This is a genomic window from Vibrio quintilis (assembly GCF_024529975.1).
In the GTDB taxonomy this organism is placed as follows: Bacteria; Pseudomonadota; Gammaproteobacteria; order Enterobacterales; family Vibrionaceae; genus Vibrio; species Vibrio quintilis.
The window spans coordinates 3,277,647-3,296,315 of sequence record NZ_AP024897.1 but is presented as its reverse complement, the minus strand read 5'-3'; the positions used below and the strand labels follow the sequence as shown (position 1 = coordinate 3,296,315).

Genomic DNA, 18,669 nt, shown 5'->3' with positions numbered 1-18,669 from the left:
CCCCGATTTTTATTCTTCTGAATCGTGTTTTAGTATCTGGCGAATTCTGGGATGGAGGCGCTTCCCATGTTTTTGTTCATAGTCTTCCCGCATTACATCATTGAGGTTTTTGACCGAACTGCTGCTCAGCTGCGGGTGCTCTGGCACATCCGTACGAAGCAGTCCTTTTTCTTTCAGGCGTCTGGCTTCTAAATAATATTTTTTAAATTGTTCATCAAGTTTGTTTTCAGCCAGGTGCTTTAAATTGAAGAGTTTATTTTGCACCAGCCACTTTTCTATCTGGTTTTCTGGCATTCGGGATAGCACCCGGATGCGGCTGTCTAACAACTCTTCCGCGGTTAATGCATCTTTCAGCACCCAGAGTTCGCCCATTTGAGGCGGCCAGCTATTTCCCATCTGAATCCGCTCATGGCAATGTTTTAATAACCGGTTGAGTTTTTCTACATCAATAGCAGCAGCAAATTCAATAAATCTGCCGGTCGGCAGGCTGCCATACTGATATTCCCATTGGGTTTCATAAATACTGAGAAAAGAGCCAAATACATGATTGCACCAGTCTGAAGGAATGTCGCCGGTCTGATGAGAATCTGACACCGGCGCATAATTCTCTTCCGGTTCCTCAGAAGGTTGGTTTTTTTCCCTGCTGGATGAGTTGTTGCCGGAAGCGCTCAGATGGGCTAAGTTTGCGTCGATGCCCATCTCCCTGAGTTTGTTCTGAAGTGCCTGAATGTCCTTGGGTCCGCGTTTTTCTGTCTTCATTTAATTTCTCATTGGCTAACCAGTATTTGAGCTTATTCTCTAATTTACTGACGGCTAATAACTCATTTGCTTTTGATTTATGCCACAAAACAAACTTTTGCCAGATCAAATTATGATCCGTAGTCACAGCTGAAAATCTGAATGCCTTTTCAGCCCAGGATGGAATTGTATATTCGTCCAGATCATGGGTTGAAATAAATTCTTGTCTGTCATTTTGGTTTACAGTTACCGGCTTTGTAAAGTTATTCTGCTGCGGTCTGTTTTTTCCTTTTGTTTGCGCAGCACCGGAAAAAGAATTCTGCTTATTTTTAGTCTGTTCCTGAAGCCAGTTTTGCAGGTATCGCTCAAGCCGGGCTAAAGGTGTGCAGGATAGCTGGCTAAAATCAATCGATTTCCGGAAAGCATCCCAAACCTGTTGTTGCTGATGACTGTTGATGCCACTGAAAGAAAGCTCTTTTGTTGCCCATTCCGGGATTGCACCGGATGAAGTCTCAACCTGATTTACCGAAGGCGGTGTCACGGGGGCAGGAGTAAGCCGTGGTTCAGTGTTCTGATGAGGTTCCGGAACAGAGACAGGCTGTTCCGGTTGCTCCACAATTTTAAAAATGTGGATTTCTTTGCCCTTTTTGCGTTCCAGCCCTTCTTTTTCTATCAGGCCCTGTTGTGCCAGATTTGTCAGGCAATCCGCCAGAGCATAAGCTGACAGAGAACATAAAGGCGCAGCCTGGTCGAGATCAAGCAATACATACCCCTGCTGGTCGGAATTATCTGCCAGCATCAGCAATACGAGTTTTTCAACCGGGGTTTGGGTATGAAACTGCCAGGCGAGGTGCGTAAACTTAGCGCTCAAAATTATCTCTCAGTTTAGTCGTTATCAGAGGATTATTTTATGACAGTTGTGTGTAGATTAGTAGCTGTGAATGACAACAGGAAGTCATGAGAATGGGATACTGTTATTTTAGGCAACAGGCTGAAGTGGCGTCCCCTACAGGATTCGAACCTGTGTCTAAGACTTAGGAGGTCCTTGTTCTATCCGGCTGAACTAAGGGGACTGATGAAACTATTGCGTAGTATACCGATTTCATTTTGTCAGTGAAGAGGAAACTATACTTTTTTGTTTTCATTGTCTTAGAATTGATCGTATTTCTTTCTGGTGTCAGCTTTACACATCATCACAAACTCAGGTTACGCTCAAAGTGAGCAATATCAACACCGGGCTTAATCTTGTAAAGTTGTGCTTTTCTTCCGCCTGATTTGACTTTCTCATCCTGCATTTCAAACATTTCAGATGCTTCGATCCTGCGAATCAGGCTCTTACGTTGAATGCTTTTCCCGATAATGGTTTCAATCACAGATTTCAGCTGACCGATAGTAAAAAGTTGAGGCAGACAATACACAGGCGCCATCGAGTACAGTGCTTTTTGTTGTAATCTTTGATGAGCGTGTTTGATGAGCTGTTGATGATCAAAAGCAACCGGAATCGATTGAACCGTATTGACATCAATCCATTGAACGTCCTCAATGGTTGTAAGGTGAGAAGCGACATCCTGCTCAGCAATTAAAGCATAGTAAACGAGTGTAACGCTAAAACCTCTTGGATCTCTGTCCTGCCCTGAAAATACCTGAAGCTGTTCGAGATACCGGGGAGCAACATCTGTCTTTTCTTTTAGTTTTCTGAGTGCTGTCATATCTGTTGTATCATCGGTGTCGATATCAACAAAGCCTCCCGGCAATCCCCAGAGTCCGGAAAAGGGATCGTTCGCCCGTTTAACCATCAACACCTTCAGCACCTGATCTTTCACCGTAAACAGCACACTATCAACGGTAAACAGGGGATTACTGTATTGGCTTATATCGTAAGAGTCATTCATTTCTGAGTATAACCAGTGCATTCATGAGTTTTTCAGACACATTAAATTATTCACTTTTCATTATCAATCATGGTTATCAGACCGTGCGATAATATCAATTTGTGTCCTTGTGACATTAATGGTTGACATAAGAAGTTTGTGTGTTATTTTGTTTGTGTCTTAGGGACATTATTGAGGTGTTTATGCAAGTCTTTAGCTATGATGTTGATGGAACGAAGCTGGCGCTTTCGTTTGAGAGCTTTACGTTTAGTGGTGGTGAAGAACACATCCGCTTCAGTGAGCATGATTTTAGCCGGGTAAAGAAAGTTGAAGTTGTAACCCGCCTGACTGACTCTGCTGCGGTGATGCAATTGCTCATGGCATCAGATGCCCTGAAGCGATTAACCAGAGAGCAGGTTCCGGTTGAACTGGTTATGCCCTATTTTCCTTATGCCCGGCAAGACAGAGTTTGTGTCGGCGGAGAAGCGCTTGGTGCATCGGTGATGGCAACGTTGATCAATCAATGTCAGTTTTCAAAAGTTACAGTGTGGGATGTGCACAGTGATGTGTCATCTGCATTGTTACAACGGGCTCATCATGTCCCGCAAGCCGAATTTATCAAAAGCTGTCCTGAATTATGGCAGCAGTTAAAGCAAGGAGAATTGTTACTGGTTGCACCTGATGCTGGTGCCGGTAAGAAAACGTTGCAAATTGCAGGTGCCTGTGGAGGCGCGGTTGAAGTGATTCAGGCACATAAAGTCAGAAACCTGAGAACTGGGCAAATAGAGAAAACTGAAATCAACGGTCAGGTGGCTGGCAAAAATGTTCTGATTGCTGATGATATTTGTGATGGCGGCAGGACCTTTATTGAACTGGCTAAGGTGCTGAAAAGTAAAGGTGCACTTAAGATTTCTCTGTTTGTCACGCACGGTATTTTTTCTCAGGGGCTTCAGGTGTTTGAAGGTGTGATTGATGAGGTTTATACCACGGATTCATTTCGCCCTCAGGACGAATTTGAGCAGAATTCTGATGTTCGTTTCAAAATAATCAATCAGTTAGGTTAAGGTGAGAGCAATGACAATCCATGCAGCAACCATGCAAAAAGATGTTTATAAAGAGTTTCATGGCAGGGCATATCATCCGGATGTGACGGAAGTTTACGCGAATTACACTTCAAGAAGCGGTAGATTCAGCAATGTGGAAGAAACCAATAAAGTCGCATTTGTCGGACTTCAGTATTTCATTAAAAGCTATTTGATGGAGGAATGGGATTCATTCTTTAAAGCAGATAAAGCGACCGCTGTTGCCGGCCATCAACGAATTATGAGTGCTATGCTGGGGTACAAAGTGGATGTTTCTTATCTGGAATCATTACATGAGCTGGGATATTTGCCGCTAAAAATTAAAGCATTGCCGGAGGGAACTTTAGTGCCATATCAGGTGCCGCCAATGACGATTGTGAACACGCAACCCGGTTTTCAGTGGCTGACCAATATGATTGAAACGGTATTGAGTTGCGAGAACTGGCCGATTCAAACCAGTGCGACGACTTCAGTGGCCTATTTTAAAGTATTTAAAGAATTTGCTGAAAAAACCGGATTACCTATGGATTTTGTGCCGTTTCAGGGGCATGACTTTAGTTTTCGCGGCATGTTTGGCAAGCAGGCTGCTGCAATGAGTGGGTTTGGTCACCTGGCTTCAGGTCTTGCCGGCACTGATACGATTCCGGCAGTGCTGTTTGCTGAAAAGTATTACGGTGCCGATGTGGATAAAGAATTGGTGGGTTGTTCTGTTGATGCAACGGAGCACTCAGTGACCTGTTCCTGGATTATGGAAGGAGAGATTGAATTCTTCCGCTATCTGATGCGTGAACAGTCGCCAGCAGGGGTTTTGAGTGTTGTGTCTGATACCTGGGATTTCTGGACTTTAGTGACTGATTATTTGCCTGAATTAAAAGAAGATATTATGGCCCGGGAGGGAAGCCTGGTGATTCGCCCGGATTCCGGAGACCCGGTAAAAATACTGACCGGATATCAGGTTTCTCCCGTTGAAGATTATGCTGAATTGTATAAGTCCAGAGCACAGGCGGAGCAGGATGCTTATTCCAATGGTTTTGAAGCCTATTGCTGGCAGGGCAGTTATTATGGTTTGAGTGATCAGGAAACTATTCCGTTGATGCCATGTGAAGTGAAAGGGTTGATTGAATGCCTGTGGGATATTTTTGGCGGAACTGTAACAGCAAAAGGGTATAAATTACTTGATGATCACATCGGTGCGATTTACGGCGATGCGATCACGCTTGTTCGTCAGCGCCAGATATTACAGCGGTTAATGGATAAAGGGTTTGCTTCAAAGGTGGTGTTGGGAATTGGCTCATACAGCTACCAATATGTTACCAGAGATACACATGGTTCTGTGGTGAAAGCAACCAGTGTTGTAAAAAATAATGAGCGTCTCGCAATTTATAAAGATCCGAAAACGGATAAAAAGAAAAAATCCGCGAAAGGATTGTTGAAAGTTGAGTATGTTGACGGGGAGTTAACCCTGTTTGATGATGTGACTGAAGCCGAAGAGCAGCAGGGGATGCTGGCGGTTGTATTTGAAAATGGTCAGTTGCTGAAAGAGACAACGCTGGCTGAAATACGGACAGTGATCCGTGAGCAGATTGAGTCTTAACTCATTCAGTTCAAAGATGAAGGTGTCTCTGAAAAATGACAATCCACCTGAGTTTTCAGGTGGATTGTTTACTTATGAAGTGAATAAATTAAGGCAGATAAGCTGTACTAGCTCAGACCTGATCTGACAGTTACCCATTTTTTCGGTGCTTTCGTCAGATTAGATTTGAGCTAAATTCTTTTCTGCCCAAATCTTTTTTCCATCCAATAATGTCTCTATCGGTGTCCGCCCACAGCAGACTTTTCCCTGATGAGTTCGAACATTGTTGTAATAATCCAGCCATTCGTCCAGATCTTTTTGCAACTCTTCTAATGAACTGTAGAGCTTTTTCCTGAACGTGACCTGATAAAATTCATTGAGAATCGTTTTGTGGAAACGCTCGCAGATACCGTTTGTCTGAGGATGTCTGGCTTTTGTTTTTGTATGGTCGATATCATTGATAGCCAGATACAGCTGATAATCGTGCTGCTCCACTTTGCCACAGTACTCTGTGCCTCTGTCCGTCAAAATCCTCAGCAGCGGAAGCTGATGGGCTTCAAAGAACGGTAAGACACGATCGTTGAGTAAATCAGCCGATGTGATCGGTGTTTTTGTGGTATAAAGTTTTGCGAAAGCCACTTTGCTGTGAGTATCGACAAAGGTCTGCTGGTAAATCCGGCCAACACCCTTGAGATTACCGACGTAGAATGTGTCCTGTGACCCCAGGTAGCCGGGATGATGCGTCTCGATTTCACCACACACTTCATCATCCTGTTTCTTTTTCTCCAGCGCTGCAACCTGCTCTTCACTTAAAATGATTCCTTCACTGGCGACTTTGGCTTCTAAAGCGGCCAACCGTTTTTTGAAATTCTCCAGATTATTCCGTAGCCAGATCGACCGGACACCACTGCCGGAAACAAAGATTCCTTTCTTACGGAGTTCATTGCTGGTACGCGCCTGACCATGAGCTGGAAATTCGATGGCGTAACTGACGACAGCCTTTTCTGTAGATTCATCAACCCGGTTCTTAATATTGGGTGCTCTGCGGGACTGATTCACTAAGGAATCAATTCCGCCTTGCTCGACAAGCTCCTGATAGCGATAGAACGTGTCCCTGGATACGCCCATAATCTTACATGCCTTGGAAACATTGCCTAATTCTTCCGCCAGATTTAATAAACCCGCTTTGTGTTTGATAATGGGATTGTTAGTATGAAGCATGAGAGTTACCTCTTTTTTGTTTGATTAAAGATTCAGCACCTTTATCAAAACGGGTAACTCTCAACTTTTCAAGAAGATGTGTCAGATTAGGTTGTGACTAATTCAGATAAGCGGACAGCTGATTTAAAGCATCGGTGTGCTTAATCTCTTTAACAACCAGCTTCGCGATTTTTCTGGCACCTTTTTCCTGGAAGTGCGTCGTATCCGGCTTTTTCAGTGTTCCTGAAGAACGGGTTTTATAGAACGGATATTCTTCAGGGTCGACAGCCAGCCACAGATGTTTCCATTCATCACCTTTGGTTTGATTCGCCATGTCTCTGACCCGGCTTTGCATATCCAGCAAAGGAATATGGTGCTTCGCTGCAGTATCTTTCACTGTTTGTGTATAACTGCCGAAGAACTGATAGCCGTGAAGCTTGTTTTGCTTCGTGGTATGTTGAGTTGGTCTGATAGGAACGCCCGGTTTATTCTTCACTGTTTTTGCTCTGGGAACTGACGTCAGCATCACCGGATGCATCTTGTGATATTGGGCAAATCCCAGATATCTTTCCAGTGAATATTGAAGAGACATTTCCTTATGTGCTTTAGGATATTGAGGGTTGCCTTGCTTATCATTGGGGTAGGTGCACAGGTTTGCCACGTCAATCGGACCGCGTTTTTTCTTCGCCCCATTACATTTTTCATCATTATGACTGAACTGAATAAACAGGTAGTCTCCGGGTTTTACCAAAGGCTCAAGCTGGCTCAGCCATCTGCCGTTGATATAGTCTCTGGAGCTTCTGCCTGAACGGGCCGCATTCACAACCTGAATCTCTTTATGATCTGAGACTAACTGATCAAATGCCTGTCCCCATCCCATTCTGGGGAAAACATCGGGTTCGTAATTGGATGCTGTAGAATCGCCAACGATAAAGATACGTTTCTTAGCTTCTTTAACTATTTCTTGTGTCTCAGCAAGTTGATTGCCCTTCAGAATATAATCAGGAATCTTACTCAGGTTGATAATTGGCCGGAATTCCAAATCTGTCAGGTAAGTTTTAGAAGCAAGCCCGGTTTTTGTATTATACCCACGATTATGAATAACCTGAGAGGCGATTTCCCTCATCACTGGCTCATACGCTTTTGGATAACTGACCGGATTCCAGTTTTCTTTCGGATCGAGTCCATGCTGTTTAACAACATTTCTGAAAGCATCAGTGAAGTGCTGATTTGCTTCCAGCCATGCCTGATGAGATAAGGCCGGCAATTTTTTCTTCTCCAGCAGTAATTGCGGCCCTTTAATACCTTCATTTGCTGCGAGTGAAGAAACGACTAAATCACTGAAAGGGTTGATATTCGCAGTTGTCACACCATTATTATTGACATCAGCAACAATGGCACTGCTGCAAACAGAGCGGTATTGATTGCTTTTCAGACAGGAAGCACCACTGTGGTCATCAGCGGAAACAAGCAGCGGCGGAGTCATGCCGGTAATGCCGGTATGGTAGTGTCCTTGCTTGTTCGTCTTAATCACAAATGTTTTTCCGATACTATCTTTGATGGTGATTTCTGCCGGGAAGTGCATTCCTGTGTGAATGACCTGTCCCTGGATGGTACTTTTTGCACCAAGCGTAATATCAGGTTGCCATCCGGATAAAATTTCCTGATTTGTATAATGTATCAACTGTTCAGCACTGAGTTGTGGCCGTTTAGGATCTCGGGCATTTGCCCCGGGCCCGGTATTATGGAACTCCCAAAAACGGGAATCTTCAGGATAGAACCAGATTTTATTTTTATTGATATCTTTCCCGCTCATTTTATCCCAGCCATAGATATGATTATCCATCTGGCAATTGATAAATACACTATGGCCGACAGCATCAGGATCGGCATAGCGTCCGTCAGAAAATCTTGTGGTCGGATGCCAGGGACGTCCTAATCCGTAACTATGAGGCGGAACTTTTGCTTCTTTACTCAGGCGACAGTCTTTAAAGACTAAACCAAACTGTTTTTTGATATTTGTACTTGGGGCTGTGATATACCCAAGGGGAGAGCCCGGTTTTACATCGCCCCGGTAGCGGGCAACGATATCACTGTCTTCAAATAAAGCAGTGCCATGCCCGAAAATGAAATCAACTGTTCCCATGATCCGGGAGTCATCGACATAAGTTCTGCCGGCTTTGGTATAAAAAGTATCCTGATAGCTTTTCAGGTTCACATCTTTAAACTGGATGCGATCGGCTTTTCTGGAAATGAGGAGTGCGACGGCCTGTGTGTGTTTTATCCGGGTTGGATCATCCTTTGCTTTTGCCTGATTGGCCGGATAATCGAAACCATTTTCAATGGTTAAAGACCGGGCGCTGAAGTCTGTCGCATCAATGTTGACGGTCCGGCTTCCTGTCGTTCCGAATTTCTTCCCTTTCTTTTTATTAAAGGTGCCGTTTGCAGTCGTTGCTGTAATGACGGTTTTATCCCGGTTTTCACCGATCAGGTGGATATTGGGTCGTTTTACTTCCAGTTTTTCCTGATAAATACCGTTTCGTATATAGATAACATAAGGTTGCTGGTTATCCGGCGCATGTTGAATGGCCTCCTGAACCGAGCGAAAATCACCTGAACCATCTGTCGCAACAGTGACATCATATAAAGGGACAGCGGTTGCAGAGTAAATACAGAACAAAGCCGATGCACTCAGCCCTCTGGCAAGATGCTTATTCATAGAATTATCCTTGTTATTGAAATGTCGAATCTAAAAAAAAGAAACATGTTTTCATTTTAATTTTATTTGTGTGATAAACCGTGATCAAGCCACAAAACCAGATAGGAATACAGGGGGTAAATACCGGCAGACTTGTTCTTTTCACAGAAATTATATGAAGATCACAAGTTAATCTCTGAGTGATAAAGTGGAAGGTAACTCTCTGAATAGAAGTCTTTTTAATGATTGATTGAAGGAATACAGGGCACATTGCGTGCCCTGCGACTGTGACATGTAATCAATTCTGTTTTTGCAACACATCACCAATCTGAACACTGTCTGCCAGTTCGTCCTGATCAATGCTGAGTTCGGCGTCTTTTTCATAAATCCGGGTGACTGTGAGCGTCACATTACTTTTGGTCACTTTGTTCCGGGGAATGCCATGTTGATCAATAAATGAACCGGTATGCCATAACTGTAATTTGTCACCGGTTTTTACGCCATGCAGACGGCCAAGATTCATCGTAATCTTATTGCCGAATTTTGCCACAACTTCCGGTAGTGTAATTTTACAGGAAAATTCAGATTCAAGATCCAGCATGATTTTTCTGCTCAGACGGAGCAACATTTCGCCATAGGCTGATGCCCAGAATCTTGCACTCCGGGTATCAATCTGACTGGTTTTCGGAAAAGGCCACTGTGCAATTTCGCGGTAGTTATGCTTATATACTTCATTTCCGGTTTTCCCATCGAATACATGCATTTCAAGCGCAAATTCTCTGTTGATGATTTCGTTACCGGCATTGGAGGAAATAGTTGCTGTCAGGTCAGTTATTTTTCCGCCAATAATATATTGAGCACCTTTGTCTTCGGCAATCATCTTGATCCGGGATGGGTGGCTTTTATTGATGGCGTAATTTGTCGTGCCGACGGACACAAAACTATGTGATTCCTGAGTGAGCTGCTTATCGATAACCTGGGCGAAGTCATCCCCCAGATCGTATATCTGCCCCATCACTGCCTGTTGTGGTGATTCTAAGTCGATGTTACTGATGAGAAAAGTTTTCTTATATTCGTTCATGTGGCAAGTTGTTGCCGATGGATAGATATCTATTTTTGCATGAACGTACATGACATCATTTTTAATTTCTCTTTTTTCTACAAGGATGTAGCGAATTTCATGATTGGTAAACTGAAACTCAGTTTTATCCGCATCTAATAAAGGAAATAGCGGACTAATGCTGCCGATATCGGCACCGGAAAAACTGACAGCCTGATATATAGCGTCTTCAAGTGCCTGAATACTGGCTTTTTTCTGTGATGAGACGACGTATGACGTCCCTGTTACTTCATACCATGAAGCCATTGCCGGGGACGCCCCGACCATTGCTGAAAGGATTAGTATAAAAGTAGTTAGAATTTTTTTCATATATGTTCTGCCACTCAGGTATAAAATTTGCTTGCTGTTTACGATAGCAATTATCGGCAAAGCTTTTCTAAGACTCGAATATCAATAGAAAAGCAAAGAGTGTTCCACATTTACGTCAAAATACGGACACTGAATTTTGTCTGGGTTATCTGGAGAGCAGAACATGAAAAGATGGCTAATAATGGTTTTTGTGTTGTCTCTGACAGCATGTTCCTATGCCCCTATATACAATGGTAAAGATTCCTATAGCGGATCTCAGTTTATGTTAATGGAAAGTCCGCGTCATACATTAGACTTTTTTGTGGAGAGTATGACGGAGGATTTGATCAAGTCCAATACGAGTATGACGGCAAGAACACCGATTGCGGTGACCTCTTTTGTTGATCTGCAGAATATGGATGCAACGAACTGGCTTGGCAACTCTGTAACGGAAGGTTTTATTCACCAGTTACAACAAAGAGGGTTTAAGGTCGTTGACTTCAAAACTACAGGTTCAATTAAGGTGACACAACAGGGTGATTTTGCATTCAGCCGGGATTGGAAGAATCTGGCAGAAAAGCAAGCCATTCAATATGTCCTGACCGGTACAATGCTACGTCAGGAAGGTGGTGTTATTGTCAATGCCAGAGTTGTTGGTATGCAATCCCGCATTGTTGTAGCAACTGCGCAGGGATTCTTGCCAGCAGACAGGATTGGACGTGATTTAGATACACTGAATACAATGCGTACTCAGGACGGAGTGCTGATTCGTTCAGACCCAACGATAACACAACCTTACACTGTCATATTGCGCCCTTAGGAGTGTTGAATGAAATTTTTGTTAGTATCAATAACAGCATTATTTCTGATGGCATGTCAGCCTTTACAAACGCTGAATAAAGATAACTGGCTGACGGCTGTTGGATATGCATCTATCAGTGAACAGAAAGGACGAACTCTAAAAGAGAAACAAGTCCGGGCGATGCGTGCTTCTAAGATTGATGCTTACCGTGAACTTGCTGAGCAGGTTTACGGAATGAGGGTGAGTGGCCGGGCCGAACTATCTGATCAGCGTCTGGGAACGGAAGCAACCTCTGGTGCTGTGGATGGTGTAATTCGTGGGGCTGAGGTTGTTCGTAGTTACAAAGTGGGTGATAGCTATGTGACTGAGCTGCGTTTGAATGTTAATAAAATGGAACAAATGAGAGATTACGGTGAAGTTCAGCAAGTACCGGATAAACGTCAGAAAACTCTTTTCTAATAATCAGTTTTTGTTCTGAACTGCTCGAGAAATAATAAAAGCGCCTGTTGGCGCTTTTATTGTTTCGGACGATGTACACATGGTTCAGGCTTTAATATTCGTACCAAGTGTTGATATTGTACGGGTCTGACCTTCAGGGGTGTAAGTCATCCCGATTTTTCCCTGACTTTGTTGCATCAGATTGTTTAGCTTATTAAAGCTAAGTTGTGCTCGTTTCAGTGCTTCACCATTGACCATGTTAACTTGTTGACATTCCGTAATTAAAACTTTTGTTTGTTCCACAAGTTTTGTTAGCGCTTCATCCTGTTGCAGGCCCGGCAGATCAGGATGATTTGCGATTCTTTGGTCTGTGTCATTTAACTGGTTAATCAGTGTGATTTTTTGCTTTGCAATCGCTTCAATTTCTGATGATGTGCGCTTAGCAATCACAACCTTTTCCTGATCTAAGAGCTCAGACAAAGATTGTGCGTTCGTAAACTGAAATTCGAGTAAATCTTTTAAGATTGCCATGATTTACTAACCTGCTCGCTTCGATTTTCTGATCATCAGATTAAGCGTCACCAAGTTCTTTTTCAAACTTGATCATATTATCTGCAAGTTTTTCTGCATCGACTTTATAAGAGCCATTTGCAATTGCATCTTTAATCGCCTGTACTTTTGCCGTATCAAATGCAGGAGATGACGATAATGTATTGTGAATGTCTCCAAGTGCTTTGCCTTGTGTACTTAGAGAGACTGCATCTTTATCAGAGGCAACACTTTGCCTCGCTGTTTCAGTTTTTGATTCAGATGCATTGTTTTCCGCGCGTTGCGTGCTTCGACTGGTATTTGCCAGAGACTGGCCAGAACGAATGTTATCAATGCTTGCCATAGCTGAGCCTTAGTTAAATGTATATTTGCTTACCGTCAATATCGACGTCCTTAAAGGATACTTTAGCATTTTCTTTGCCAAAACTGATGTTTTTTTACTCTGGGCTCAATAAAAGTTCAAAAATGTACCGTTACTTCACTGATACCTGAAACTCTTGCATCAATAATTCGTTTGGATTTAGTGTTTTTCACTCTGATTTGTTCGCCCTGAATTCCATCAGAGAGTGCAATGCCATGCGTGGTAATGGCCAGGCCATTTTTTACCGCTCTTATCACAACCTTATCATTTCGGCAAACAATACAAATGTCATGATTGTTAATAATATCATTCAGAGTGATATTTCTTTTAACTTTTGCGCCTATGACTTGATTTATTGACGAAAAACCTTGCTGTCTGAAGCGAAGCAGATCTACCATGCTAACACTAACGTCTTGTTGAGTAATGATTTGTCCACGGCTCAATGGATGAATTGCTGTAACTGCCGGAATTGTGATTTTCAGACGTACGGGAACATATACCCGCCAGTTTTCAGCTTTGCATTCAACAAGAACAGTGATGTTAGTAGCAGAACCCCTTTTTGAGGAAGAAAATGCATTTAATCCGGTTGGACAATCAGAAGCTTGTATCCGATTATCAAGAGGAGCTGCAGTCGCAGCAATCTTTCCTCCGGCGGGGAATTCTATTTTTTGAAGTGCATAATTTTCTGCTGTTTTCCGGATATGAGTAATTTGTTCCTGCGTTGCCGCTTTAGCAAAAACGTTAAAGAAAAGTGATAAAAATACGATAAAGCTATAAAAAAGTTTGAAGAAAGCTCTACACTTAGTAACAGGCAGAGGGAATGTATGTGGATTGAATGACACGATTCTATATCCCTTAGTTAATTCATCACTTGTTGTAGACTACCACTTTTTTCAGAAAAGTTTGTATAGATGGAGATGGACTTATGTCGGGTATTCTGGATACTGTGAATCAGCGTACACAACTTGTCGGCCAGAATCGACTGGAGTTGCTGACTTTCCGGTTAAATGGTCGCCAGCGTTACGGTATCAATGTCTTTAAAGTAAAAGAAGTTTTGCAGTGTCCTAAATTAACTGAAATGCCAAATTTACATCGTTTAGTAAAAGGCGTTGCTCATATTCGGGGTCAAACTGTATCTGTCATTGACTTAAGTCTTGCTATCGGCGGCAGAGCCACAACCGATATAGAAAAGAGTTTTGTTGTCATTGCTGAATTTAACAGGACAATACAAGCTTTTCTGGTTAGTTCTGTTGAAAGAATTGTGAATATGCGCTGGGAGGAAATTTTACCACCTCCGGAAGGTGCAGGAAAAGCGAACTATCTGACGGCCGTAACGAACATTGACAATGAGTTAGTTGAAGTGATTGACGTCGAAAAGATTCTGGCTGAAATCGCTCCTGTAGACGAAACGATGGATGATTCCATCAGTGAAGAAATAACAAAAGCGGAAGAGAAAAAAGAGTTTGTCCGGCGGGTATTAATTGCCGATGATTCGACCGTAGCCCGAAAACAGGTTCAAAGGGCTATTGAATCGATTGGCTTTGAAGTGATTGCTGTCATAGATGGTAAGCAGGCATACGAAAAACTGGTTGAACTGGCAGAAGATGGTGGAATATTTAATCATATCTCACTTGTCATTTCTGATATTGAAATGCCTGAAATGGATGGTTACACACTGACTGCTGAAATTCGTCGAAATCCACACCTGAAAGATCTTTATGTAATACTTCACTCATCATTGAGTGGCGTATTTAATCAGGCTATGGTAGAAAGAGTAGGCGCGAATGCTTTTATCGCGAAATTTAATCCTGACGAACTTGGTAATGCGGTAAAAGCTGCACTGGTAGACGTAGACACTAAAGAGAAATGAATGACTGCGATAACGATCAGCGAACAAGAATATAAAGATTTTTGTCGCTTCTTAGAGTCTCAATGTGGGATTGTGCTCGGAGACAGCAAACAGTATTTGGTTAGAAGTCGGTTAAGCCCTTTGGTAACAAAGTACGGGCTTGATTCTTTGTCTGCGTTGCTACGGGATGTAGTCAAGGGAATGAATCGTGAGCTTCGTGTAGCGGCTGTTGACGCAATGACGACAAACGAAACATTGTGGTTTCGCGATAATTATCCGTTTACTGTACTGTCTGATAAATTATTGCCTGAGGTTGCTGCGAAGAAACGGCCAATAAAGATATGGTCTGCTGCCAGTTCGTCCGGACAGGAACCTTATTCTATTGCGATGACTATTTTGGAAACACAGCAGAAAAAACCGGGAATGCTTCCAAATTGCTCTGTTATTGCCACCGATATTTCATCAACGATGTTAGATATGTGCCGGATGGGTAGTTATGACAATCTTGCATTAGGACGAGGGCTGTCACTTGAGCGTCGCCGGAGTTTTTTTGAAGATGCAGGTGATGGCCGGATGAAAGTGAAAGATAATGTGAAGCGTCTGGTCAACTTCCGGCCGCAAAACCTGATGGAAAGCTATGCGTTGTTAGGTAAGTTTGACATCATCTTTTGTCGTAATGTTCTGATTTATTTTTCTGCTGACATGAAGTCAAAAGTATTGAATCAGATGGCAAACAGTTTAAACCCTGGTGGATTCTTATTGCTGGGAGCTTCTGAATCTTTAACCGGACTGACAGACCGTTTTGATATGGTTCGGTGTAATCCTGGCATTATCTACAAACTGAAATAACTAAACCCGTATTCTGATGTATCAGAATACGGGTTTTTTCCTCTCTTGCTTTCCATTTCCAGATACCCTCTGATGTATCCCTTTAATTCATTGTATTGGTCTGTTTTTTGCTCAGGTAGAGTGTAATAAGTATTGTATTTATGAAATGTTCAAGTTGGTATATTTATTGCTTGATTATTTGTATTCATAGTGAAGTTATTCATCACGAGGCGTATTATGGCAATCTCATTTAATAATGCATTAGGTATTCATCAGTATACGGTCGGTGTACGGGAACGTAATGCTGAGATGATATCCAGTAACATTGCTCAAGCTAATACGCCTGGATATAAAGCCAAGGCACTGGACTTTAATAAGGCATTACAAGCTGCAAGTTCTGGTGCTGATATACATTTATCAAGAACGGATGGGCGGCATATTCCTGCCTCCATGGCAGTTGTAGGGGAAACTCTTTACCGCATTCCGACACAGCCGGATACTGGTGATGGCAATACTGTGGATGTTGATTTGGAAAGAAATCTCTTTATGCAAAACCAGATTCGTCATCAGGCTTCACTTGATTTTCTTGGTGGCAAATTCAAAAGTATGACTAAAGCAATCAAAGGGGAGTAGTTTAGATGAGTTTATTTAATGTCTTTAACGTGACAGGTTCAGCAATGAGTGCCGAGTCTGTTCGTCTAAATACCACCTCGAGTAACCTTGCAAACGCAGATAGCGTCAGTAGTTCTGCAAAGGATACATATAAAGCTCGTCATCCGGTTTTTGCTGCAGAGCTTGATCACGCTAAGACTAAAAATGATTACACTGTTCCGGTGAAAATACTGGGCGTAGTCGAAAGTGATAAGCCATTAACCGCTGAATATAACCCGGATCACCCTTTAGCAAATGATGAAGGTTATATTTATAAGCCGAATGTTAATGTGATGGAAGAAATGGCAAACATGATTTCTGCGTCACGCGCATATCAGACTAATGTTCAACTGGCAGAAGCAAGTAAGCAAATGCTGCTGAGAACATTACAGATGGGTCAATAGGTATAGGAGATAGCATATGGCTGGAGTTGATAATGTTGGTCAAAATGGCTTGTCCTATGTTGACCAGTTAAAAAAACTTCAGGAACAGAAGAAACCTGATGAGGTCACTGGAAAGCAGGATCTCAAACAGGAAGATTTCTTATCCTTGCTGACAAAGCAATTATCACAGCAGGATCCGTTTAAGCCTGTAAGTAATGATCAAATGATCGCTCAGATGGCATCATTTGCAACCGTTGATGGTATTGGGAAAATGAACTCTCAGTTTGAGAATCTTAATTCTTCCATGACATCAAATCAGGCTTTACAAGCATCATCCCTGGTTGGACGGGATGTGTTAGTTCCTGGAGCGACTGGCGTTAAAAAAGATAGTGGAAGTATGGCTGCTATGGTGAAGCTTCCTAAATCTATCGATAACTTAATAGTACGGGTTGAAAACGAAGTTGGACAGCTGGTTCGTACTTTTGATGTCGGCGCTAAGCCAGTCGGAGATTCCCGTGTTGAATGGGATGGCAAAGATCAAAATGGCAATGCTTTGCCGGCTGGTAAATATAAGATTAAAGCATCGGGCCTGATGGACGGTAAAAATAACGAGTTTGAAGTTTCAACGTACGCGAACGTCAATAGTGTCCTCTTAGGCAAAGGCGATGGGAATGTACTGCTTAACCTGGCTGGTTTTGAGTCACCGGTTCGACTCGCTGAAGTACTGGAAGTTGGTAAGGCGTAGCTGGCGCTGGCCAGATAGGAGAATATTAGATGTCATATGTATCATTAAGTGGTTTGTCTGCAGCGCAGCTTGATTTGAATACAACCAGTAATAATATTGCAAACGCAAATACATTCGGGTTTAAAGAATCTCGTGCTGAGTTTGGAGACGTATACTCTAACTCTTTGTTTACAAATGCTAAAACGACACCAGGTGGTGGTGTTCAGGCAAACAAAGTCGCCCAGCAATTCCATGAAGGTTCAAGTATTTATACTAATAACCCGATGGATCTGCGTATTTCCGGAACTGGTTTTTTTGCTGTCGCTAAAGAACGTTTGATTCCTCAGCAGAATGAACTGACCCGTAACGGGGCATTCCATTTGAATAAAGATAACTATTTGGTTACATCAAATGATGAATTTTTGCTGGGTTATCAGGTCAATAAAGATACGGGTAATGTGACTTCTTACGAAGCGCAGCCTCTGAACATTCCGGCACAGTTTGGTAAACCTAAACAGACGGCAAATGTTGAAGTGGGTGTGAATTTACCGGCAGATGCGCCTCTGAAAGATCCTGCATTGTTCGATATCGAAGATCCGGATACTTATAACCGTTCAACCTCATCAACGGTTTATGACTCTATGGGTCAGTCATATAAGATGACAACTTACTATCTGAAAGATCAAACCCAGCCGAATACGTGGCAGGTTTATTACACAGTGACAGATGGTGATGGTGAGAAACCAATTAATATTGCCGGGGGGAACGCAACTGCCCCTTCAGGTCAGACTGGTCATACGATGACTTTCAATAATGATGGTACGCTGGCAACTATTAATGGCGGACAGGATGTTGTGTCTGAACCTATTGGTACGGGTGCGAACCCTGTCAGTCTGAATGGTGCTGATCCATCACAAACAATTTCTTTTGGTTTAAATAGTGCAACCCAGTTTGCAGCGCCGTTTGAACTGACAAAGTTTGATGAAGATGGTGCAACAACCGGATTCCTGACCAAAGTTGATGTGAATGAAGAAGGCAGTATTCTGGGTACTTACTCGAATGGTGAAAATATTACCTTAGGCCGTGTTGCCTTAGTTCGGGTTGCTAACGAGCAGGGACTGGATAAAAAAGGCGGAACGCAGTGGGATTCAACCACAGCTTCCGGTGATAAAATCTGGGGTGAATCAAATAAAGGTTCCTTTGGTACAGTGAATAGCGGTACTTTGGAGCAATCGAATATTGATATGACTCAGGAGCTGGTGGATTTGATTTCAGCTCAGCGTAATTTCCAGGCGAATTCTCGTGCACTGGAAGTTCATAACCAGACGCAACAGACAATTCTGCAGATTCGATAATCACTTTTCTGCTTCTTAAGAAAGCCAAACGGGCGGCAACGCACGTTTGGCTTTTTGCCATCTTGCGGCAACTCTGCGGCAAAACAATTCATATCTATATATAAACTGTTGAAATATAATAATTTATTGTTTTGGCACACCAATTGCTTGTTCACTCTT

Annotated in this window: 19 protein-coding genes and 1 tRNA gene; 10 read left to right on the top strand and 10 right to left on the bottom strand. The window is 42.7% G+C overall.

Translation table 11 applies throughout. The features are described from left to right. Window positions 1-9: 9 nt before the first annotated feature. The 4 genes from OC443_RS15175 to OC443_RS15160 form a co-directional block, all read right to left on the bottom strand. Window positions 10-699, bottom strand: a complete 690-nt coding sequence (locus tag OC443_RS15175; protein ID WP_073586314.1) for a hypothetical protein — start codon at window positions 697-699, stop codon at window positions 10-12. Further along, window positions 620-1,609, bottom strand: a complete 990-nt coding sequence (locus OC443_RS15170; RefSeq protein ID WP_073586313.1) for a hypothetical protein — start codon at window positions 1,607-1,609, stop codon at window positions 620-622. The genes OC443_RS15175 and OC443_RS15170 overlap by 80 nt, the downstream gene beginning before the upstream one ends. 126 nt (window positions 1,610-1,735) lie before the next feature. Then, window positions 1,736-1,811, bottom strand: a tRNA-Arg gene (locus OC443_RS15165). A gap of 120 nt (window positions 1,812-1,931) precedes the next feature. Continuing rightward, window positions 1,932-2,630, bottom strand: coding sequence for an NUDIX hydrolase (locus OC443_RS15160; RefSeq protein ID WP_073586323.1), 699 nt, complete (start codon window positions 2,628-2,630; stop codon window positions 1,932-1,934). Between the two features lie 182 nt (window positions 2,631-2,812). On the opposite strand from OC443_RS15160, the gene prs reads away from it, so the two are divergent. Further along, on the top strand, window positions 2,813-3,673 hold the full coding sequence (prs, locus tag OC443_RS15155) for a ribose-phosphate diphosphokinase (RefSeq protein WP_073586312.1): 861 nt from the start codon (window positions 2,813-2,815) through the stop codon (window positions 3,671-3,673). A 10-nt stretch (window positions 3,674-3,683) separates the two neighbouring features. Then, window positions 3,684-5,285, top strand: coding sequence for a nicotinate phosphoribosyltransferase (locus OC443_RS15150; protein WP_073586311.1), 1,602 nt, complete (start codon window positions 3,684-3,686; stop codon window positions 5,283-5,285). A gap of 159 nt (window positions 5,286-5,444) precedes the next feature. Here the strand turns inward: OC443_RS15150 and OC443_RS15145 are convergent, their stop codons facing one another. From OC443_RS15145 to OC443_RS15135, 3 genes are all read right to left on the bottom strand, one after another. Continuing rightward, the gene (locus OC443_RS15145) at window positions 5,445-6,485 is read right to left on the bottom strand and encodes an IS481 family transposase (protein WP_073584295.1); all 1,041 of its coding nucleotides are present in this window, start codon (window positions 6,483-6,485) and stop codon (window positions 5,445-5,447) included. Between the two features lie 97 nt (window positions 6,486-6,582). Beyond that, window positions 6,583-9,183, bottom strand: coding sequence for a pectinesterase family protein (locus OC443_RS15140; protein ID WP_073581158.1), 2,601 nt, complete (start codon window positions 9,181-9,183; stop codon window positions 6,583-6,585). Window positions 9,184-9,460: 277 nt separating this feature from the next. Further along, window positions 9,461-10,591, bottom strand: a complete 1,131-nt coding sequence (locus OC443_RS15135; protein WP_073581160.1) for a flagellar assembly protein FlgT — start codon at window positions 10,589-10,591, stop codon at window positions 9,461-9,463. Between the two features lie 163 nt (window positions 10,592-10,754). Here OC443_RS15135 and OC443_RS15130 point away from each other — a divergent pair, with 163 nt between their 5' ends. After that, window positions 10,755-11,390, top strand: a complete 636-nt coding sequence (locus tag OC443_RS15130) for a FlgO family outer membrane protein (protein ID WP_073581162.1) — start codon at window positions 10,755-10,757, stop codon at window positions 11,388-11,390. Between the two features lie 9 nt (window positions 11,391-11,399). Beyond that, entirely contained in the window at window positions 11,400-11,831 is a 432-nt protein-coding gene (gene flgP / locus OC443_RS15125; protein WP_073581164.1) for a flagellar assembly lipoprotein FlgP, read from the top strand. A gap of 84 nt (window positions 11,832-11,915) precedes the next feature. On the opposite strand, the gene OC443_RS15120 is transcribed toward flgP, so the two are convergent. The 3 genes from OC443_RS15120 to flgA form a co-directional block, all read right to left on the bottom strand. Beyond that, a complete protein-coding gene (locus tag OC443_RS15120; RefSeq protein WP_073581166.1) occupies window positions 11,916-12,341 on the bottom strand; it encodes a flagella synthesis protein FlgN in 426 nt (141 codons plus the stop codon). 40 nt (window positions 12,342-12,381) lie between these two features. Beyond that, window positions 12,382-12,702, bottom strand: a complete 321-nt coding sequence (flgM, locus tag OC443_RS15115) for a flagellar biosynthesis anti-sigma factor FlgM (protein ID WP_073581168.1) — start codon at window positions 12,700-12,702, stop codon at window positions 12,382-12,384. Window positions 12,703-12,818: 116 nt separating this feature from the next. Next, complete coding sequence (gene flgA / locus OC443_RS15110; RefSeq protein WP_073581170.1) at window positions 12,819-13,565, bottom strand: flagellar basal body P-ring formation chaperone FlgA; 747 nt, start codon at window positions 13,563-13,565, stop codon at window positions 12,819-12,821. A gap of 80 nt (window positions 13,566-13,645) precedes the next feature. On the opposite strand from flgA, the gene OC443_RS15105 reads away from it, so the two are divergent. The 6 genes from OC443_RS15105 to flgE all read left to right on the top strand — a co-directional run bounded on the left by OC443_RS15105 (window position 13,646) and on the right by flgE (window position 18,510). Further along, a complete protein-coding gene (locus OC443_RS15105; protein WP_073581172.1) occupies window positions 13,646-14,590 on the top strand; it encodes a chemotaxis protein CheV in 945 nt (314 codons plus the stop codon). After that, on the top strand, window positions 14,591-15,418 hold the full coding sequence (locus OC443_RS15100; protein WP_073581174.1) for a CheR family methyltransferase: 828 nt from the start codon (window positions 14,591-14,593) through the stop codon (window positions 15,416-15,418). 216 nt (window positions 15,419-15,634) lie between these two features. Next, a complete protein-coding gene (flgB, locus tag OC443_RS15095; RefSeq protein WP_073581176.1) occupies window positions 15,635-16,030 on the top strand; it encodes a flagellar basal body rod protein FlgB in 396 nt (131 codons plus the stop codon). 5 nt (window positions 16,031-16,035) lie between these two features. After that, the gene (flgC, locus tag OC443_RS15090) at window positions 16,036-16,452 is read left to right on the top strand and encodes a flagellar basal body rod protein FlgC (protein ID WP_073581178.1); all 417 of its coding nucleotides are present in this window, start codon (window positions 16,036-16,038) and stop codon (window positions 16,450-16,452) included. Window positions 16,453-16,468: 16 nt separating this feature from the next. Continuing rightward, window positions 16,469-17,176 (top strand): flagellar hook assembly protein FlgD, encoded by a 708-nt coding sequence (gene flgD / locus OC443_RS15085; protein ID WP_073581180.1) that lies wholly within the window; start codon window positions 16,469-16,471, stop codon window positions 17,174-17,176. A gap of 29 nt (window positions 17,177-17,205) precedes the next feature. After that, a complete protein-coding gene (flgE, locus tag OC443_RS15080; RefSeq protein WP_073581182.1) occupies window positions 17,206-18,510 on the top strand; it encodes a flagellar hook protein FlgE in 1,305 nt (434 codons plus the stop codon). Window positions 18,511-18,669 lie beyond the last annotated feature (159 nt).